This window comes from Devosia sp. YIM 151766 (assembly GCF_030285925.1).
Classification (GTDB): Bacteria; Pseudomonadota; Alphaproteobacteria; order Rhizobiales; family Devosiaceae; genus Devosia.
In genome coordinates, this window is record NZ_CP127251.1 from 2,483,441 (window position 1) to 2,502,154 (window position 18,714).

Sequence of the window (18,714 nt, forward strand, 5' to 3'; positions counted from 1 at the left end):
GTGTTATGAGCGCCAAAAGCGGTAAAATCCGCGTCCTGATCGTCGACGACAGCGCCTCCGTGCGCACGACGCTGAGCGACATCATCTCTGCCGATCCCGACCTCGAGGTCATGGCCACGGCCGCCGACCCCTATGTGGCGGTCGAACGCATCCGCCAGGAAGTGCCCGATGTCATTTTCCTCGACATCGAATTGCCGCGCATGGACGGGCTGACATTCCTGCGCAAAATCATGTCGCAGCGGCCCATTCCCGTGGTCATCTGCTCCAGCCTCGCCCAGTCCGGCTCCGAGACGCTGATGCAGGCGCTGGAAGCCGGCGCGGTCGATGTGGTGGCCAAGCCCCGGGTCGACACCGCCCAGTTCCTGCAGGAATCGCGCATGCGCATCTGTGACGCCGCCAAAGCAGCCGCCCAGGCCAAGATGCGCGGCGTCCAGAAATCCTCGCCCGTCATTCAAGCGCAATCGGACCTAAAGGTCGAAGCCAAGCTGACCGCCGACGCCATCATGCCGCCTTTGTCGGAGGCCCGACGGCACAGCCTCATGAGCCGCCTGCCAGTCAGCGAGTCCCTCGTAGCCATTGGCGCCTCCACCGGCGGCACCGAGGCGTTGCGGGAAGTGCTGGAAGCGCTGCCCGCGGACAGCCCGGCCATTCTCATCGTCCAGCACATGCCCGAGAAATTCACCTCCGCCTTCGCCCGGCGGCTCGACGCCACCTGCGCCATCCGCGTCAAGGAAGCCGAGGATGGCGACCTGGTGCAATCCGGCCTGGCGCTGATCGCGCCGGGCAACCTGCACATGCTGCTGGTGCGCAACGGCACGCGCTATACGGTGCGGATCGCGGATGGTCCGCATGTGTCGCGCCACCGCCCCTCGGTGGACGTGCTGTTCCGCTCCACCGCCCAATCGGCCGGCCGGAACGCCATGGGCATGCTGCTGACCGGCATGGGCGATGACGGCGCCAGGGGCCTGCTGGAAATGCGCCAGATGGGCAGCCCCACCCTCGCCCAGGACGAGGCGAGCAGCGTGGTCTTCGGCATGCCCAAGGAAGCCATTCAACGCGGCGCCGCCAGCCGCGTTCTGCCGCTCAACAAGATGGCCGGAGAAATCGCCGCTTTCGGCCGCAAGGCCAGAACGGGCGCAGGAGACAAAGCATGACCACGCCGCTCGATCCAGCCCGGATCCATCGTCTCGCCGACGACCTCGCCCGCCCGAGGCGGGACATCGAAACCGCCTTCGTCGCAGTGGGTATGCGCCTGACCGAAGGCGCCGCCTTGCTCAATACCCTGAGCAAGCTGTTCGGAGCCCTGCCCGATGCCCTGCAAGGCGCCGAGGTCGAGGAGGCGCTGGCCCATCTTGGCGCCGTGGTTGCGAGAGCCGATGCGCTCTCCGGCACTTTCGGCCAGGAAAAGGCCGATCTGGCGCGGCTGGTCGAAGTTGTCGCGGCCGCCAATTCGCCCATTTCCGATCTACGGCGCGCCGTGAAGATGATGGGCATCGTCTCGATCAACGCCCGGGTCACCGCCGCCAGCATTGTCGGGGACAGCGACGATTTCGACGTCTTCACCACCGATATCGCTACCCTCTCCGACTCGGCCAGCCAGACCATTCAGGAATTCGCCCAGGTCTATCGGCAATTGACCACCGAAGTGGATCGCGCCGCCGCTCAGCGCGCCCGCTTCGAGGCGGCTCATGCCGATACGCTTTCCGGCCTTGCCCAAAGCCTCACGGCCACCATCGAGGCCCTGGACCGCCAACGCGCCGCCGCCGTCGACAGCAGCGCCGAAACCGGCCGCGTCTCACGGCAGATCGTCGGCCGGATCGGTAGCGCCGTGATGTCCTTGCAGGTGGGCGATGCCACCCGGCAACGCCTCGAACATGTCGAAGCCGGCCTGGCGCGCCTCGAAGAGCTCGTTGCCGGCGACACGATCGAGCCGACAGACCGGCCCGGCGCCATCGCTGCGCTGACCATGCTTCAACAAACCCAGCTCACCGACATCGCCGCCGCTTTCGCCCAGGAAGTCGAGCAGGCCGAGCAGGACCTCAACGCCCTGGCCAGCGACGCCGGCACCATCATGGCGCGCAGCCGCGATTTCCACGGCGACGACCGGGGCCAATCCTCGGCCATTGCCAGTCTCAGCGCCCAATTGCGCACCGCCGTCACCATTCTCAAGGACTTCGAGAGCGAACGGGCCAAGCTGGAAATCGTGGCCAATGCGGTGCAGGAAACGGTCCGCGTCCTGCTCGATCATGTCGGTGCCGTGCAGGACATCGAGGCCAATATGCGCCTGGTCAGCCTCAACGCCGCCGTGCGCTGCGCCCAATTGGGGCCGCGCGGCGCTTCGCTGACCGTCATCGCCATGCAATTGCGGGAGCTGACTACGGAAACGGTCGTCGCGGCCGAAGCCGCCATGACCCAACTCGATCAATCCTCGGCCCTTGCCGGCTCCTTCGGCGCCGCCGCCAGCGGCAATGGCGCCGGTCAGATCGGCGAGTTGGAAGAACAGGCCAATCTGGCCCTCGATATCCTCGGTCAGCTCGACCAGCGCATCGCCGCTGCCCTCGCCCGCCTCAATTCCGATGGTCCCAAGGTCATCGGCCTGCTCGATGGGGCGGCGCGCCGCCTGTCCGGCCAGTCCGCTCTGGCCGAAATTCTGGACGATACGGCTCTCGCCATTGCCAGCCTCACGAGCCAGTCCCTGCCCTCGACGCTGTCATCGCCCCTGACCGACATTCTCGGCCAATTGCGCGGCAGCTACACGATGGAAGCCGAGCGCATGATCCACGACCGAATATTCCCTCTCAACGCCGCTCCCGAGCCGCAAGGCGAAACGGAGCTCGACGCCTTCATGTTGTAGGCGCGGGGATGCTGAGACGATAACGCGCCGCTGCCTGTGGCAGCGGCGCGTTGAGATTGCGACAATCCGTCAGGCCGTTCAGCCTTCGCCCATGCCTTCGGCCGGCCGCGGAGCCGTGCCCGAGCGCACCTTGTCCTCGATGCGCTGACCGATATCGCCATCGACATTCTTCCAATATTGGATGGCCCTGCCCAGAACCGGCTCGCGGACGCCGCCAAGCAGGCTGCCCGCCACCGTGTCCACCAGGGCGGCGCGCTGCGCGTCGTCGAACACGTCGCGCACGAGAATGCCCGGCTGGCCGAAATCGTCGTCGTCGCTGCGCAGCGTATAGGCGCTGCGCACCATCTGACCATCGGCCTCCCAGCCTTCCGCCACCGGTCCGGTATCGTCGGCCCATTGGCGGTCATGGCTATTGGGTGCATAGACCGGCGCATTGCCCGAATGATGATAGGCCATATGGCCGTCGAACATATAGGTGTTCACCGGCACTTTCGGCTGGTTGACCGGCAATTGATGGAAATTGGTGCCGATGCGGTTGCGCTGCGCGTCATTATAGGCGAAGGCGCGGCCCAGCAGCATCTTGTCCGGCGACAGCCCGATGCCGGGCACAGTATTGCCGGGCGAGAACGCCGCCTGCTCGATCTGAGCGAAGAAGTTCTCCGGATTGCGGTTCAGCATCATCTTGCCGACCCTGATCAGCGGATAATCGGCATGCGGCCAGGTCTTGGTCAGGTCGAACGGGTTGATCCGATAGGTCTTGGCCTCCTCATAGGGCATGACCTGCACCGACAGGATCCAGCTCGGATGTTCGCCGCGCTCGATGGCGTCGAACAGATCGCGGCGGTGGAAATCGGCATCGGCGCCGGCCATGGTCGAGGCTTCCGCATTGCTGAAGAATTCCATGCCCTGCTCGGTATGGAAGTGATATTTGACCCAGAATTTCTCGCCCTGGTCATTGACCCACATATAGGTGTGCGAGCCATAGCCGTTCATGTGGCGCCAGGTCCGCGGCAGGCCGCGTATGCCCATCAGATAGGTCACCTGATGCGCGCTTTCCGGATTATTGGTCCAGAAATCCCATTGCATGTGATTGTCGCGCAGGCCGGAATCCGGAAGCCGCTTCTGGCTGCGGATGAAGTGGGGAAACTTCATCGGATCGCGCACGAAGAAGATCGGCGTATTATTGCCCACGAGGTCGTAATTGCCCTCGCTGGTATAGAATTTGAGCGAGAAGCCGCGCACGTCGCGCCAGGTATCGGGGCTGCCCATTTCGCCGGCCACGGTGGAGAAGCGCGCCAGCATCTCGGTGGAGGCGCCCTTCTGGAACAGAGCCGCCTTGGTATAGGCCGAGACGTCCTCGGTGGTTTCGAACACGCCGAAAGCGCCGGCGCCCTTGGCATGCGGCTGGCGCTCGGGAACCTTCTCGCGATTGAAATGCGCCATCTGCTCGAGGAAATGCACATCGTGCAGCACGATCGGACCATCGGCACCGATGGTCAGCGAATTCCGGTCGCTCGGGGCCGGAGCGCCGGCACCGGTGGTCGAAGCACCGGAATGAAAGTTTTTGGAATTGCTTTGATCTGACATGAAATCTCCTGACAGGTCTGGATGAGGCAATGGGGCCAGTTTGAGCCTTGGGTCGAACTGGTGGGGAGCGGTTTGGCGACGTGTCTTAGCCACCGTTTCGCGGAAACGCGAATCCGGCAGGACCAATAGCACTCGCCGCCTGAACTTGCGATGACGGCGACTATGATCGGATTATTGCGCGCTCGCGTCAAATGGGGAAAACGAAAGCGGGGCCGCATTTTAGGCGAAGATGACACTCCGACGCAGGCGGCCCTATGCCCTTGCTCCCCGGCCCTTTTCGCGCAAGACTGATCGTGATCGAAGCGGGCGCGGAACCGATTGGCCGCTTTTGCTGAACAAAGAGTTCTAGCCGGATGAACGGCTGAATCCGCCCCCTGCGATCCCAATGATGCGCGAACGCCTGGCGGCCCGCCGATGAAAGATCAGATACGCAATACCCTCGAAACGCTGCTCGGCTGTCGTCACCCGATAATATCGGCGGGAATGGGCGGCGTGGCGCGGTCGGAATTGGTGGCGGCGGTCACCAATGCCGGGGGCTTCGGTTTCCTCGGCATGGTGCGCGAGCCTGTCAGCCTGATAGGCCGGGAAGTCGAGGCGCTGCGCCAGGGAGGGCATCGGCGCTTCGGGGTCAACATCATTCCCGGCGCCACCGACAGCGATCTGCTCGCGCGACAGCTCGACGCCATTATCGACCTTGAGGTGCCGGCAGTCTGCCTGTTCTGGGAGATCGATCGAGCCGTCATCCGCCGCTTGCGCGACGCCGGCATTGTCGTTGTCTATCAGGTCGGCTCGGTTGACGAGGCGCTGATGGCCGAACGGGCGGGGTCGCAGATCATCATCGCCCAGGGACAGGAGGCCGGCGGCCATGTCCGTGGCGCCACGCCACTGCGCCGCCTGCTGCCAGCCATAGTAAAAAAAGTCGACATTCCGGTCCTGGCTGCCGGCGGGCTGGCCAGCGGCGCCGATCTGGTCATTGCCCGAGCCCTGGGGGCGGCGGGCATCGTTCTTGGAACGGCCTTGATCGCCACGACGGAATCCTTTGCCCATTCCTTTCACCAACAGCGATTGCTGGCGGCGACCGCCGCCGACACCCTGCTCACCGACATCTTCCACATAAACTGGCCGCCAGGGGCCATGGTGCGCGTCTTGCGCAGCGCCGTCACCGCGGGCCGGATCGACAATCCGGGAGCTGGCGCCGAGCGGCCGATCGGAGAGGAGGAAGGGCGACCCATTTACCTCTTCAGCACCGATTCCCCGCTGCGCACGATGACCGGCGATTTCGCTTCCATGGCGCTTTATGCGGGCACCGGCGTCGGCAGCATCACCGAAATAAAGCCGGCAGGGACAGTCATAGACGATATTCTGGAGGAGGCGGAAGCGCTCCTGACCCTGCCGGCCTCCCCGGACTCCATCGAACGAGCTTCACCGGTCTGCTATGCCGACGAGGTGAGCAACACTTATATGGGGCTGCTGGAAGAGCCGGCCGCGGCCGCTGAGACAACGGCCTTGGTCCATCTGCTTCGTGCCGGCCTGGCAGCTTCGCTCGCCGGCATGGGCGAGAGCGCTGAGCAGCCGCCTTTCACCAAGAACGGCCTATTCTACGCCCGTTACATATCGATATTGCGTGATTTCATCGATCCGGGCGCCACAATCCCTGATCTCGCCGATAGCGCGCCCCATGCCCTCCCTGCCCTGTTGCGACAGCACCTGCACACCCTGCTGCCGCAACTGGCCGAGGGGCGTCGGCGATCGATATTGCTGGCCCTGGCAGAAGAGCTGCAGGCGGATCCGCAGACTGGATAACAGAGAGGAACAATCGTTGTGTCTGCGCATTGCAGCTCGACACGCGGTACAATACGGATGACAGACCAAGACACAAACAGCGCCACCAAGCGGATGTGGCCAGCAATCTGGCGCGGCATGAAGTGCAAGTGCCCGCGCTGCGGCAAAGCCTGGCTGTTTCACCATTATATCGAGCAGGTGGACCAATGTCCGGCCTGCCACGAACCCCTCGCCTATTACCGGGTCGGCCTCTTCTTGCCGCTGGTGGTCATCACGGTGATCGTCAACATCATCGGGTTTGTGATGTTGGGGATGGAACTCGGCGGCCATAGCAACCCGCTCATTTATCTCTATGTGCTGGTGCCGCTCTCGGTGATAGTGCCGCTTCTTATCTTGCCCAGCGCCAAGGGCGGGCTGATCGGGCTGATGTGGGCCAATGGCTGGAGCGACGAACAGGACCGCTGACCCAGCCGGTCTTGCCCGCTTTCAGGCCTGCCTGCTTGTCGGCCATCAGCACCTCGCTGCCATGATTTACCACGGCCATACCCCGATCCGGGCGTTTGGTCGCACTTGAAGATTCGCCAATCGGCACGACATCGAAAGCAAGGTCCTGGTCTGGGCCTGCCTGCCCAAATCAACACATGAACGCTCGCGGTATAACGCCAGCAAGGAGGATTGTATGTCTGCCCCGAGGCAATGCCGGTCATGCGCAGGAACGTGGCCACGCGCCGCTATCCGCTGCCCATGGTGTCTGGTGACCTCCACTCCGGAGCCACGCCAACCGCTTCCGCCTCCGCCAGGCGGGCAGGCAAGGCAGGCCGATCCCTTACCCGGCTACTGGCTCGCGCCATAATCCGGTAGGACCAAAGGTCTCATGGCCTTTCATGGCAGAATGCCGATAATGCGGCGCGGCGTCTGCCAGAAATGACGGCGCCGCCGGGGCTGGAGCGCTGGCCTGCCTGCGCTCGCCCCACATTTCCCTACCGAGAGAAGCGAATAGAAAAAGGCCCGCCTAGGCGGGCCGTTATTCTATGGCGCTTCGCTGGCGCTTTCGGCTTCCGCGACCAGTTCGGTCAGACGTTCCCTCGCCTTATTCGGCAGTTTTTCCACTGCGGCGCTGTCAAGGTCCTCCATGGGTTCGCCGACCTGCACTAGGCCGACCATGCCCATGGCCAGATGCGGTGTACATTTATAGGCATAGAAACCGGCCTCATCGAAACTGACGGTGATTTCCTGATTGATCTTGCCCTTCCAGGCCTCGGCATTTTCCGGGATCAGTCCTGGAAGCGCTTCCGAATTATGCGTCTTGTCCGTTGGCACGAAGGTAATCGTGTCGCCGGGGGCGATTTTGATAAAGGCCGGCTCGAATTGCATGGTCCGGCCGGTGGAATCCTTGTTCAGCATCTGAACCTGATGATCCTCGGCCATGACCGATGAACTCATGAGCAGGGCCGCCGCGCCAAGAGACGCTGCAAAAAATTCCTTCTTCATAGGGGAACTCCTCGATGTTGGTTCGAGCCTAACGAGGTAGCCTGGGGATGGTTCACCAGGCGCGCGCTTATGGCGCAGCCGCTCCGCCTATGGATAGGACCAGCCCTCATGCTCGACGCGGAAGATGCGCAGCGGACTATTCTGCTTGGTCGTGTCGGCGCGCAGGAAATAGACCGCGCGTTGCCGCTGGCCGAAATTGGTAAAATCCACATTGATGGTGATCATGCCGCGGAACATGGGCTGATCGGGATCGGGCATCGGCTCTCCGATGACGCCATCGAAATCCTGCGCGCCATAGAGCGGATGGGCACCGACATTGCCGGAGGCAAGCCAGGCCACAATATCGTCGGTGAAGTAATTGCGCGCCACCGACGGCTCAAATGCGCTGGGCAGGCCGCCGCTCTCGGACTGGAACTGACGCTCGTAGATTTCGCGCACCAGATCCTGAGCCTGGGCAACCGGATCGATATCGGCGGCTGCGGCGTAAGGATCGCGCTCGGGCTGCGCCGAGGTGGCGTTCGGAGCGATATCGGTCGCTTCGCCTTCAGGCGTTATATAGCGCTGCGCCACCCAGCCGGCCTTGCTCATCGATGCATTGCGCATCAGGCACCAGCGTGGCGGCAGGGCGTCGAGTTGGGCCTGCGTCATCGCGATATAATGAGCCGCCGTGTAGAAGGGGACGCAGGTGATCTGCTGCATGTTGCGCTCATTGGGAGCAAAGGTCTCGATGACCGGATAAGTGGTTCCGGGACCCATGCGCGCGTTGAGAACATCGCCGGCCGATACCCCGGTCACTCGCCAGGCATCCGGTCCATGGCCGTCGATCTCGGCATGAGCCGACGACGTGAGCAGGACGAGAGCGCAGCTGACGATCATCGCCCTTGCCCGGTTCGGCCATTGATTATTGCTCCCCATAATCACTTCACCTCCACAATCGCACGGCCCAGAACGCTGCGGCCACTAACATCAAGATAGCGCACTTCATAACGACCGGGCTCGTCCGGCATTTTCAGCTCCAACGTTTTCTCCGTTGCCACCTTGTGGGCGACGATCCAGCTGAAATCGGCCTGATCGGCGCGGGCCAGCGAAATACGCTGGTCGGCGCTGTCAGCCCCGCCCGTCCAGGAAACGGTAATCGTCCCGCCGGCGCTGGATTGCGCCGGTGCGCTGAGGCCGGCCCCCTCATCCAGCGGCGCGTCCGCTTCCACCACCTCCAGATCCTGGCTGGCCAGCGTGCGCGCGCCTTCACGCAGCACGTAGCGGATTTCATATAGGCCGGGCTCTCCCGGTGCCTTGAGGTCGCCCTGCAATTTGTCCCGGACCCGGATATAGTCGGCATAACTTCCCTGGTCGGCGCCGGCAGGGACAATGGTGATATAGTCTTCCGGATGGATCGACACCGACCAGTTGACCCGCAGGCCGGTGCCCGCGCGCACCATTTCGGGGGCGCTGATGGTCACATCGGCCTCGACCACTTCCACCGGCGTGGAAGCCAGCGTCCGCCCGCCTTCGCGCAGCACATAACGCGCTTCGTAGAGACCGGGCTCGGACGGCGCGGTCAGCCGGTTCTCGGTATCGCCACGTACCCGCTGGTAATTGGTATAAGCGCCCTCATCGGCACCGGCCGGGACGATGGTGACATAATCCTCCGGATGGATGGAGGCGGACCAGGACACCGAAAAGCTCGCGCCGGTCGTCACCTGTTCGGGTGCGGCAATGCCGATCTCAGCCTCGACCACTTCCACCGGCGCGGAAGCCAAGGTGCGCCCGCCTTCGCGCAGCACATAACGCGCTTCGTAGAGACCGGGATCGGCCGGCGCGGTCAGCCGGTTCTCGGTATCGCCGCGCACCCGCTGGTAATTGGTATAAGCGCCCGCGTCGGCACCGGCGGGGACGATGGTGACATAATCCTCCGGATGAACAGAGGCGGACCAGGACACCGAAAAGCTCGCGCCGGTCGTCACCTGTTCGGGTGCGGCAATGCCGATCTCGGCCTCGACCACTTCCACCGGCGCGGAAGCCAAGGTGCGCCCGCCTTCGCGCAGCACATAGCGTACTTCGTAGAGACCGGGATCGGCCGGCGCGGTCAGCCGATTCTCGGTATCGCTGCGCACCCGCTGGTAATTGGTATAAGCGCCCGCGTCGGCACCGGCCGGGACGATGGTGACATAATCCTCCGGATGGATGGAAGCGGACCAGGACACCGAAAAGCTTGCGCCGGTCGTAACACTAGCCGGTGCTGTAAGTTCGATTTCCGCCTCAACCTGCGGCTCCGGCTCTGGCTCCGGCTCGGCTTGCTCCGGCGTGATCGGTTGCAGGTCCATGACATTTTGCACATGGGCCAGCGCATCTTTCAGCTCGCTGGCGTTCTGGGCCGGGACAAAGACGCCGCCGGTATTCTCGGCGATGCAGGCGAGGCTTGCATGGGCATCGTCCTCAAGGTCGAAGCCGACCACATGGGCGGTGAAGTTCACGCCCTGCCGGGCCAATTGCTCGGCCAGCGCGCAGGTATCTGCCTGGCAGGTCTCCACCCCATCCGAAATCAGCACCACCGTGGCGGGATTGTCGCGATAGGAGAGCAGGTCCGCGGCGTGCTGGACCGAGGCGGAAATCGGGGTCTTGCCCTTGGGGCGGATGGCATTGACCATGCCGATGAAACTCGCCCGATCCAGCGGCCCCGGCTCGATCAGGGTTTCGATATCGCGGCAATCGCCTTCCGAACGATGGCCATAGGCAACGAGGCCGAGATTGGTTTCGTCCGACCAGCCGTTCACCAGGTCGGCCATCACCTCGCGGGCGATCTCGATCTTGCTGACGCCATCGATCTGGCCCCACATCGAGCCGGACGCATCATAGACGATCACCACATCGTCGGCCGCCAAAGTCGCCGCGCCGGGCATGATGACCGCCATGGTCGCGACCAGAACTGCCTGAAAAACCTTCATCATCGTCTCCTGTACCGCAAGATGCGTCATGCCGGGCGCAGACCGCCGGTTTCCACCTCGGACGCGCCCGTAGCGCGGGCCTTCAGCTTGCGGAATTTACCCGACATCTGCTCCAGCCGCGCTTCCCATTCCGGGTTGGGGCTCTGGCCTTCGATCGTCTTGAAATAGACCTGCATCAGGCAGGTAATGGCGAAGGGCTCCAGCAGCGCCGCCTTGACGCTCCAGGCGAACAGCAGGGCGAAGACCAGGCCGCCGGCAGCCCACGCGCCGGGCATCAGATAAACCACCAGCGCCGCCGGAGCCAGCATGACCAGGAACACCACAAAGCTCAGCACATAGACGATCACCGCCAGCCAGGCGGCATTCTTGAGCATCACCTTGTAGTTCTGACCGTAGAGCACCAGCGCTTCCTTGGCGGACGTCCAGGGATTGGTCGCTCCGGTGCGGATGGCGTGGGCCAGAATGACTTCATCGATAAAGCCGACCGCGACTTTCAGGAAAGCATTCAGGATACCGGCGAGCTGCTGCACGCCGGGCAAGGGCAGGACCGACAGAACGCCGCGCATCAATCCGGTAATCGCCCCGATCACGCCTTTGATCAACTGGTCGATGGCGAAGAGAACGCTGGCCTGTGCGAAACGCTGCTGCACGACCGAAGCGGCATAGGTGATCTGGGATTTCCCCTCCGGCATGGGTTTGCCGTCGATCAATTCGACCAGGACGGCGATATGCCCGGCCTTGACCACATAAAGGATATATTCGCGGGCCCAATACATGACGGCGCCGAAAACACCGAAGCCGATGGCTCCGCCCCAAAAGGTCGAACTGGCCTGGAATCCGTCATCACCGAAGCCACCAACGCCATAGCCGATGCCGGCGCCGGTCCCCGTCACGAGGATGTAGCCCAGAGCGATGCCGAAATAGACCGCCATCCGCAACACGATGAAGGGCGTGGTCCGTGCCATCATGCCCAGTGCGCTGCCAATGCTGAAATCCCACATATATTCCTCCACCCATCAGACAGGATTCGCGCAGCCTAGCGGAGCATGAGTAAAAGCGCCCCGTTCGTTTGAAGGGGGGACGTGCAGGAAAACTGCGCTATAAGAAACCAGCTACGCGCAGCCGCCAGGTAAAACAAAAACAATCCGCTATTGGCGTCAAACAGCAATGGGGCTGTTCTGCGGGAGGATGAGACTTTTGCAGCGTTTCTTCTTATCCGCGCTGGCGGCTATGCTGCTTATCTGTCCGGCCACGGCACAGGAGCACAAAACCACAGCACTGCCGCCGCCGCAAGATCCGCCGGTGCTCGAGGTGCACGGCAGAATTTCGAACGTCAATACAGCTGATGCCGCCCATTTCGACCTGAACATGCTCGAAACCCTGCCCGTTATCCGCATGGAGACGAAAACGGCCGTCACCGATGGGGTGCACCGGTTCGATGGCTTCTTGATGCGTGATCTGCTCAAACTGGTCGGAGCAGAGGGCTCGACGGTGATCGCCAGTGCGCTCAACGATTACGTCATAGAGTTCGAAGCCGAGGAATTCGATCGCTTCGATGTTCTCGTCGCCTACCGGATGGATGACGAATTACTGCTGCCCAACGACAAAGGGCCCTTATGGATCGTCTATCCGCGCGACCAGCACGCTGAACTTCAGGACATCCGATACGACTATCGCTGGGTGTGGCAATTGCGGCGGCTCGACGTCAGGTGAGCCGGTCCGCGCGCGCATTGCTGGGCGTCATATTGCCGGCGCTGACCATCGTCATATTCGTCGTGCTCCTGGCATTTTCGCTGATGCGTCTTTCCGACATCGAACGGGATATGCGTATCGAGGCCACCCAGAACATGCTTTGGGTGATCTCGCGCGCGCATGTCGCGAGCCTGCAACTCGGCGAGGCGGCAGCCGCCAGGCGGCAGCCGGACGACACCGACCGATCCGCACTGGAATTGCGCTACAACGTGTTCCTGAGCCGGCTGGCACTGCTCGATGACGGCCCGCAGCGCCGCCAGATGGAGAGCCTCGGCTTCGGCGAGGCGCTGGATGGCTTTCGCCGCAACCTTCCGGAACTCAGCGCCCTGGTGGCATCCCCCGAACCGGACGACCTCCATCGTGTCCGGACCCTGCTCGTCCCCTATAACGAGATGCTCGGCCAGGCGGCCAACAAGGCGATGATTGCCGAATGGGACGATCTCGGCACCAAGCTCGATACATCCCGCGCACAGCTCTGGCAGATCATCGTCTCGCTGATCGGCATATCCCTGGCGGGCGCGGCTCTCTGCGCCCATTTCCTCATGGCGATCCGCGACGCGCGGCGACGCACGCGGCTTCTCGACAAGGAAAAGGCGTTCTCCGAGTTGCTCATCGGCTCCAGCGGCGAAGGCATCGTGGCGGTGGACCTCGATCGCCGTTGCACGGTCTGGAACGAAGCTGCGGAGCGTCTGTTCGGCCTGCCCGCGACCAGAACGATCGGCCGCACCCTGGATGACGTCGCCGGCTTTTTCCAGATCGACCGGCTTCGGCAGGCCATCGGCGATGCCTTTGGAGGACAGCATGCTGTCCTGCTCGACCAGCCCTTCTTTCCAGCCGGACAGGCCGAGCCGCTTTATGTCGATCTGCGCTGTTTCTCGTTACGCGATGACGAGCGGATCATCGGCTCGATCCTGCTGATCTCCGATGTAACCGAGCGGCGGGCGGCACAAAGGGAAATTGCCAGACACCGCGATCATCTGGAGCATCTGGTGCAGGCCCGCACCCAGGAACTCGACGCCGCCCTCACCCGCGAACGGGCGACGGCGGAGCTCTACCGTAATTTCGGCACGATGATCTCACACCAATTCCGTACGCCCCTGGCAATTGTCGATTCCGCCCTGCAACGGCTGATGCGGCGCAGCGACAGGCTGTCGCCTGCCGAAGTTCTGGAACGGGGCGGCCGGGCCCGCCAGGCGATCTCCCGCCTGATCAGGCTGGTGGAAAGTACGCTCGACGCGGCGCGCCTTGATACCGGCCAGATCGAAATTCGCGCGCAATTCTGCGACCTCGGCCAACTCGCCGCCGACCTCTGTACCCGGCAGACCGAACAGACGCCGGAAAAGCGGATCGCCATCGAGCTTAATGACGGAGAGGCCGCCATCGCCTATTGCGATCCCGTCCATGCCGAGAACATTCTGGTCAACCTGCTCTCCAATGCCGTGAAATATTCGCCCGCCGACACGCCGATCCGCGTCGCGGTCTCGATAGCAGGCGACGGCGTCGAATGCGCGATCAGCAATATCGGCTGCATCGCCTGCCCTGCCGAGCGCGACGCCCTGTTCGAGCGTTATTTCCGCGGCAGCAATGCCGAGGGCCATCCGGGGATCGGCATCGGCTTATACATGGCCAGAACGTTGGCACGGATGCAGAGCGGCGATGTCCGACTTGAGGCCGGCGATGACGAGCAGGTAACCTTCACCCTGTCCCTTCCGCATGCACAAGCGCTCGCCAAGGATAGTTCCGCCGCCGCGCTGCTGTCAGAGCCGGCATGACCTGCTTGCCGGATCGCCCCATCGTGCTTTGCGTGGAGGATGAGGATGATTTGCGCCGCGACATTGCCGATGAGCTGATCGAGGCCGGCTACGAAGTGATTGAAGCACGCGATGGCGGGCAGGCGCTCGAACTGATGCGCACGGCCCGTCCCGACCTGATCCTATGCGACATCTCCATGCCCGGTCTCAACGGCTATGAGATATTGAAAGCCGTTCAGGCCAGCGGGCCGGACCATGCCGACATTCCGTTCGTGTTCCTTTCGGCGCTCGGCGATCCGCGCGAAATCGTCCAGGGCAAGCGTCTCGGGGCCGACGATTATCTGGTCAAGCCGATCGATTACGATCTCCTGCTGGCCACCGTTCAGGCCCGTCTGCGCCAGATCGCGCGCATCCGCTCGGCAAAGCCTTTAAAGAGCGCCGGCATTGACGCCGCCGCCCTATCCGCTGCTTTCGGGCTGACGCCCACCGAGGCGCGCGTAGCCAAAGCGCTCACGCAAGGCAGGCCCTTGGCGCAAATCGCTATCGACTTCAGCGTATCGCGCACCACCGTCGCCTTCCATATGCGCAATATTTTCTACAAGACCGGAACTCGCCGCCAGGCCGAGCTGGTCTCGCTGCTGCTCCAGGTGCAAATTCCCTGAGAACGGGGCAGCCGGTAAGCTTGCGGGCCCGCCTACCGGCAAAGGCACACCATCAAGCCGGAGAGAATTTCAGGAACCGCGCCGTATCGGGATCGATGGGGACGCCTGTCAGCGAACGGCGCTCCGCTTCGGCCCATTCCCGGTCGCCCGGCGCCATGACCGTCCCCCCGCCGGGGCGGACCGGCGCGCCGCGCAACGAGGCCAAATAGCTGCCGATGGCCTGGCCGAACAATTGTGCGCCGACAAACTTGTTGGGATCGATGACGATGACGAAATGACCCATATTGCGCGGCTCGCGAATATTGTCGGCGTCGTACATGGGAATGAAATCCGGGTCGAGCGTCGTCCCGGTCAGCAGCGCGGAGAACAAGGTTGCAACCCCCGCCAGTCCCGCGCCCTTATAGCCATATTCCTCTCCGCCCAGCGGCAGCAGCATTTCCGCCTGATGCGGATCGCTGGTTGGGCGACCCTCGGCATCCGCCGCCACCCCGGGCGGCAATTCGGCTTCGAGCGAGCGGTGCAGCAGCACGCGGTTCATGGGAATGGACGAAGTCGCCATGTCGAGGAGCCAGGGGCGGCTATTGGGCACCGGCGCGGCAAACGCCAATGGATTGGTGCCGTGAAAGCGCTGGGCGCCATCGAACAGCGCCACCATGGCATCGGTATTGGTGGTGGCAAAAGTGACAAAGCCCTGCTCGGCGCCGGCAATGGCATAGGCTCCGGCGGCTCCCAGATGCGACGAGTGCTCGATGCCCACGCCGGCGATCCCGCTTTCACGGGCGATCTCGATCCCGGTTTCCACCGCTTTGTAGGCCGCGTAATGCCCCAGCCCGTCATCGCCATGCACCATGGCGCTGCCCGCCGCGGTACGGCGTACGCGAAGTTCCGGATTTTTGTTGAGGCGGCCGCCAACCATCATCTTGCAATAATGCTCGGTGAGCCGAACCCCATGGCTGTCCACGCCGACCATCGATGCATGCATCAGCGCGCGCGTGGCGGCATCGGCGGAGGCCTGGCTGGCCCCGGCCTTGGTCAGTTCTGCGAGCACCCGCTTTTCGAGTTCTTCGGCGGGGACCAGGATCTGATTGTCGCTCTGCATAGTCTACTCACATGGTTGCGCCACCATCGGCGACATAAACGGCGCCGGTGGTGTAGGCTGATTCATCGGAGGCAAGATGCACGGCCAGAGCCGCGATCTCTTCCGGACGCCCGAGCCGCCCCAAGGGCTGGCGGGCGACAAAGGCGGCGCGGGCGGCTTCATAATCGCCGGTATCCCGCGCCCGCTGATCGAGTGACGGACTCTCCGTGGTCCCTGGAGCAATGAGATTGGCGCGAATGCCGCGATCGGCGAAATCGGCCGCCAGGCCCTTGGTCAGACCCAGAAGCGCCGCCTTGCTCGCGCCATAGGCGAAGCGGTTGGGCGTACCCTTTATGGCGCCGGCAATCGAGCCGACATTGATGATATTACCGCTGCCCCGCTCGAGCATGCCGGGCAGCAGCGCCTTGGCGAGGCGGAAACAGGCGCTGACATTGATGTCGAAAGAGCGGGCCCAATCATCCTCGTCGCAATCGAGGATGGTTCCGGCATGCACATAACCGGCGACATTGACCAGAATATCGACAGCCCCCACGCTGCCCGCAAAGGCGGCGATGGCGTGATGATCGCCGACATCGAGGCTGTGCGTCTCGATCGGAGCCGGCAGCGTAAATGGCGAGCGGCTGGTCGCTATCACCTTCGCGCCCTCGGCGGCGAAGGCCAATGCGATGGCGCGGCCGATACCAGCGCCGGCGCCGGTGATAATGGCGGTTTTGCCTTCAAGGCGCAGTCTGGTCATGGGGTCTCCGTCTCCCTCTCGCTCATGGCGCCGTGTTCCAGCACTTCGAGATAGGCCACTTTGGTCTCCTCGATATGCAGTTCCAGTTCCTTGAGCAGTGCCGGGATATCTTTTGTTCGTATGGCGCCAAGCACTTTGTGATGCTGGACGATCGAGCGGGAATTGAGTTCGGTGAGACGGGACAAGCGCGAACGCAAAGCCTGGGTTCGCGCCGCGATCTGGCTATAGGCATCGCGCAGATATTTGTTGCCGCACAGGTCGATAAAGGCCTGATGGTACTGCCCATCGAGCTTCTGATAGGACACCATATCCTTGGTGTCATATGCCAATTGCATACCCACCATGATCTCCGACATGATGTCGACCAGAGCCTCGTGATTGCGCTCGATCGCCAATTGGATGGCGGCCAGTTCGAGCACTTTGCGCAATTCGCTGATCTGCAACACGTCTTCGGCGCCGATGCGCACCACGAACGTGCCCTTTTGCGCCATCACCTCCACGAGGCCTTCGAGTTGCAATTGCTGCAGCGCTTCGCGCACCGGGGTCTTGGACAGGCCCATATCGGCTGCCAGCGTATTCTCCGACAGCGATGCGCCCAGGTTCAGCCGGTCATCGATGATGCGTTCGCGCAGTTCGTCGACAACCATTTCCTTCAGTGACTTCGGTCGAGTCAGTTTCATTCCACCTCCCAAACCGCTGGCAATTCGGCAATTGTGCCGGATCGTGGCACGATCGCACCACGATCCGATTCCAAGATGCAAGACTAACCCGTTAGCCGAAAATCAGATTGGGAACAAAAAGGACGACTTGCGGCATGAAGATCAGCAGCATCGTCACCACCACGATTGCCAGCAGCAGCGGCCAGCCTTCGCGGATATAGTCCTTTACCGAGACTTTCAGGATCGAGCAGACGGTATACATTGCCGCGCCGACCGGGGGCGTGAAATTGCCCAGGGTTGCCGAGATGATGAAGACCACGCCGAAATGGACGGGGTCGCCGCCAAGCTTGGTCACCACCGGCAGAACGATCGGCGTCATCATGATGATCAGCACGGTCGCGTCGATGAAGAAGCCCAGGAACACCACCAGCAGCACGATCAGCACCATCACCAATTGCACATTATCGGTGATACCGGAGAGGCCGCCCGCCATCAGCTCGGGCAGACGATCGAAGACGATGCCATAGCCGAAAATGGCCGACAGGCTGATCAGGAACATCACCGCGCCCACGTCGCCGAGGCTGGTTTCGAGCGCCTCAAGGAAGCTCTTCACCGTCAGCTGGCGATAGACCAGGAAACCGATGAACAGAGCATAGACCACGGCAAAGGCACCGATTTCGGACGGGGTGAATACCCCCATGCGCAGCCCGAGCAGCAGGAAGATCGGGAACATCAGCGCCCAGATGCCGCCGCCGAACGCCTTGACCGTTTCGGACATGGTGGGCGCCGTGGTCCGCTCGGGCGGATAGCCGCGCCTGGTGGCGGTGACCCAGACGGTGAAGCTCATCGCCACGCCCAGGATCAGCGCCGGCACGATACCGGCCGCGAACAGGCGGCCGATCGAGACCGAGCCGATAGTGCCGAACAGGATCATGCCGATGCCGGGCGGAATGATCGGGGTCAGGAGCGAGGTGAAGGACAGGACCGCGGCGGTGAAGCCCTTGGTCATGCCGCGCTTGATCATCTGGTCGCCGAGGATGCGCGACTGCATCGCGGCATCGGCGATAGCCGAACCGGACACGCCACCCATCAGGGCCGACAGGGCGATCGACACCTGAGCCAGCCCGCCGCGCAGGCGGCCCGTCAGCACCGAGGCCAGGTTGAGCAGGCCCTCGGTGATGCCCGAGCGGTTCATCAGATTGCCCGCGACGATAAAGAGGGGCACCGCCAGCAGCGAAAAGTTCTGCGTCGACGATACCGTCACCTGCAGCGGGATGGATATCGGCAATTCGGGATGCTGGAAGAAGAACAGCATGCCGGAAATGCCGATGGCGAAGGCGACGGGCATGCCGATGACGAGAAGGACGGCAAAGGCCAGGGATACGAGCAACATGGC

The 18,714-nt window shown here is 62.9% G+C and carries 16 protein-coding genes; 7 read left to right on the forward strand and 9 right to left on the reverse strand.

The window, feature by feature from the left end; genetic code table 11:
- The first annotated feature begins 5 nt into the window (after window positions 1-5).
- Both O9Z70_RS12240 and O9Z70_RS12245 read left to right on the forward strand, forming a co-directional pair.
- Complete coding sequence (locus tag O9Z70_RS12240; protein ID WP_286019730.1) at window positions 6-1,154, forward strand: protein-glutamate methylesterase/protein-glutamine glutaminase; 1,149 nt, start codon at window positions 6-8, stop codon at window positions 1,152-1,154.
- Window positions 1,151-2,854: a hypothetical protein gene (locus O9Z70_RS12245; protein ID WP_286019731.1), complete on the forward strand. Its 1,704-nt coding sequence runs from the start codon at window positions 1,151-1,153 to the stop codon at window positions 2,852-2,854. Before O9Z70_RS12240 ends, O9Z70_RS12245 begins: the two co-directional genes overlap by 4 nt.
- 78 nt (window positions 2,855-2,932) lie before the next feature.
- Here the strand turns inward: O9Z70_RS12245 and O9Z70_RS12250 are convergent, their stop codons facing one another.
- A complete protein-coding gene (locus O9Z70_RS12250; RefSeq protein WP_286019732.1) occupies window positions 2,933-4,441 on the reverse strand; it encodes a catalase in 1,509 nt (502 codons plus the stop codon).
- Window positions 4,442-4,855: 414 nt separating this feature from the next.
- Here O9Z70_RS12250 and O9Z70_RS12255 point away from each other — a divergent pair, with 414 nt between their 5' ends.
- Both O9Z70_RS12255 and O9Z70_RS12260 read left to right on the forward strand, forming a co-directional pair.
- Window positions 4,856-6,244, forward strand: a complete 1,389-nt coding sequence (locus tag O9Z70_RS12255; RefSeq protein ID WP_286019733.1) for an NAD(P)H-dependent flavin oxidoreductase — start codon at window positions 4,856-4,858, stop codon at window positions 6,242-6,244.
- Window positions 6,245-6,361: 117 nt separating this feature from the next.
- Entirely contained in the window at window positions 6,362-6,688 is a 327-nt protein-coding gene (locus O9Z70_RS12260) for a DUF983 domain-containing protein (protein WP_286019734.1), read from the forward strand.
- 564 nt (window positions 6,689-7,252) lie between these two features.
- Here the strand turns inward: O9Z70_RS12260 and O9Z70_RS12265 are convergent.
- The 4 genes from O9Z70_RS12265 to O9Z70_RS12280 form a co-directional block, all read right to left on the reverse strand.
- The gene (locus O9Z70_RS12265; RefSeq protein WP_286019735.1) at window positions 7,253-7,714 is read right to left on the reverse strand and encodes a pseudoazurin; all 462 of its coding nucleotides are present in this window, start codon (window positions 7,712-7,714) and stop codon (window positions 7,253-7,255) included.
- An 87-nt stretch (window positions 7,715-7,801) separates the two neighbouring features.
- Window positions 7,802-8,590 (reverse strand): SH3 domain-containing protein, encoded by a 789-nt coding sequence (locus O9Z70_RS12270; protein ID WP_286019736.1) that lies wholly within the window; start codon window positions 8,588-8,590, stop codon window positions 7,802-7,804.
- 41 nt (window positions 8,591-8,631) lie between these two features.
- Window positions 8,632-10,662 (reverse strand): vWA domain-containing protein, encoded by a 2,031-nt coding sequence (locus O9Z70_RS12275; RefSeq protein WP_286019737.1) that lies wholly within the window; start codon window positions 10,660-10,662, stop codon window positions 8,632-8,634.
- A gap of 23 nt (window positions 10,663-10,685) precedes the next feature.
- Window positions 10,686-11,660 carry a hypothetical protein gene (locus O9Z70_RS12280; protein WP_286019738.1) on the reverse strand — a complete coding sequence of 325 codons (975 nt, stop codon included), beginning with the start codon at window positions 11,658-11,660 and terminating at the stop codon, window positions 10,686-10,688.
- 196 nt (window positions 11,661-11,856) lie between these two features.
- Between O9Z70_RS12280 and O9Z70_RS12285 the strand changes: the two genes are divergently transcribed.
- The 3 genes from O9Z70_RS12285 to O9Z70_RS12295 are packed head-to-tail and all read left to right on the forward strand — an operon-like array spanning window position 11,857 to window position 14,824.
- On the forward strand, window positions 11,857-12,372 hold the full coding sequence (locus tag O9Z70_RS12285) for a putative pterin-binding protein (protein ID WP_286019739.1): 516 nt from the start codon (window positions 11,857-11,859) through the stop codon (window positions 12,370-12,372).
- Window positions 12,369-14,183, forward strand: a complete 1,815-nt coding sequence (locus O9Z70_RS12290) for a sensor histidine kinase (RefSeq protein ID WP_286019740.1) — start codon at window positions 12,369-12,371, stop codon at window positions 14,181-14,183. Before O9Z70_RS12285 ends, O9Z70_RS12290 begins: the two co-directional genes overlap by 4 nt.
- On the forward strand, window positions 14,180-14,824 hold the full coding sequence (locus tag O9Z70_RS12295) for a response regulator (RefSeq protein ID WP_286019741.1): 645 nt from the start codon (window positions 14,180-14,182) through the stop codon (window positions 14,822-14,824). The genes O9Z70_RS12290 and O9Z70_RS12295 overlap by 4 nt, the downstream gene beginning before the upstream one ends.
- 52 nt (window positions 14,825-14,876) lie before the next feature.
- Here O9Z70_RS12295 and O9Z70_RS12300 read toward each other — a convergent pair whose 3' ends face one another.
- The 4 genes from O9Z70_RS12300 to O9Z70_RS12315 all read right to left on the reverse strand — a co-directional run bounded on the left by O9Z70_RS12300 (window position 14,877) and on the right by O9Z70_RS12315 (window position 18,711).
- Window positions 14,877-15,923: an Ldh family oxidoreductase gene (locus tag O9Z70_RS12300; protein WP_286019742.1), complete on the reverse strand. Its 1,047-nt coding sequence runs from the start codon at window positions 15,921-15,923 to the stop codon at window positions 14,877-14,879.
- A 7-nt stretch (window positions 15,924-15,930) separates the two neighbouring features.
- Complete coding sequence (locus O9Z70_RS12305) at window positions 15,931-16,659, reverse strand: SDR family oxidoreductase (protein WP_286019743.1); 729 nt, start codon at window positions 16,657-16,659, stop codon at window positions 15,931-15,933.
- Complete coding sequence (locus tag O9Z70_RS12310; RefSeq protein WP_286019744.1) at window positions 16,656-17,339, reverse strand: GntR family transcriptional regulator; 684 nt, start codon at window positions 17,337-17,339, stop codon at window positions 16,656-16,658. Before O9Z70_RS12310 ends, O9Z70_RS12305 begins: the two co-directional genes overlap by 4 nt.
- A 91-nt stretch (window positions 17,340-17,430) precedes the next feature.
- Window positions 17,431-18,711 (reverse strand): TRAP transporter large permease, encoded by a 1,281-nt coding sequence (locus O9Z70_RS12315; protein ID WP_286019745.1) that lies wholly within the window; start codon window positions 18,709-18,711, stop codon window positions 17,431-17,433.
- Window positions 18,712-18,714 lie beyond the last annotated feature (3 nt).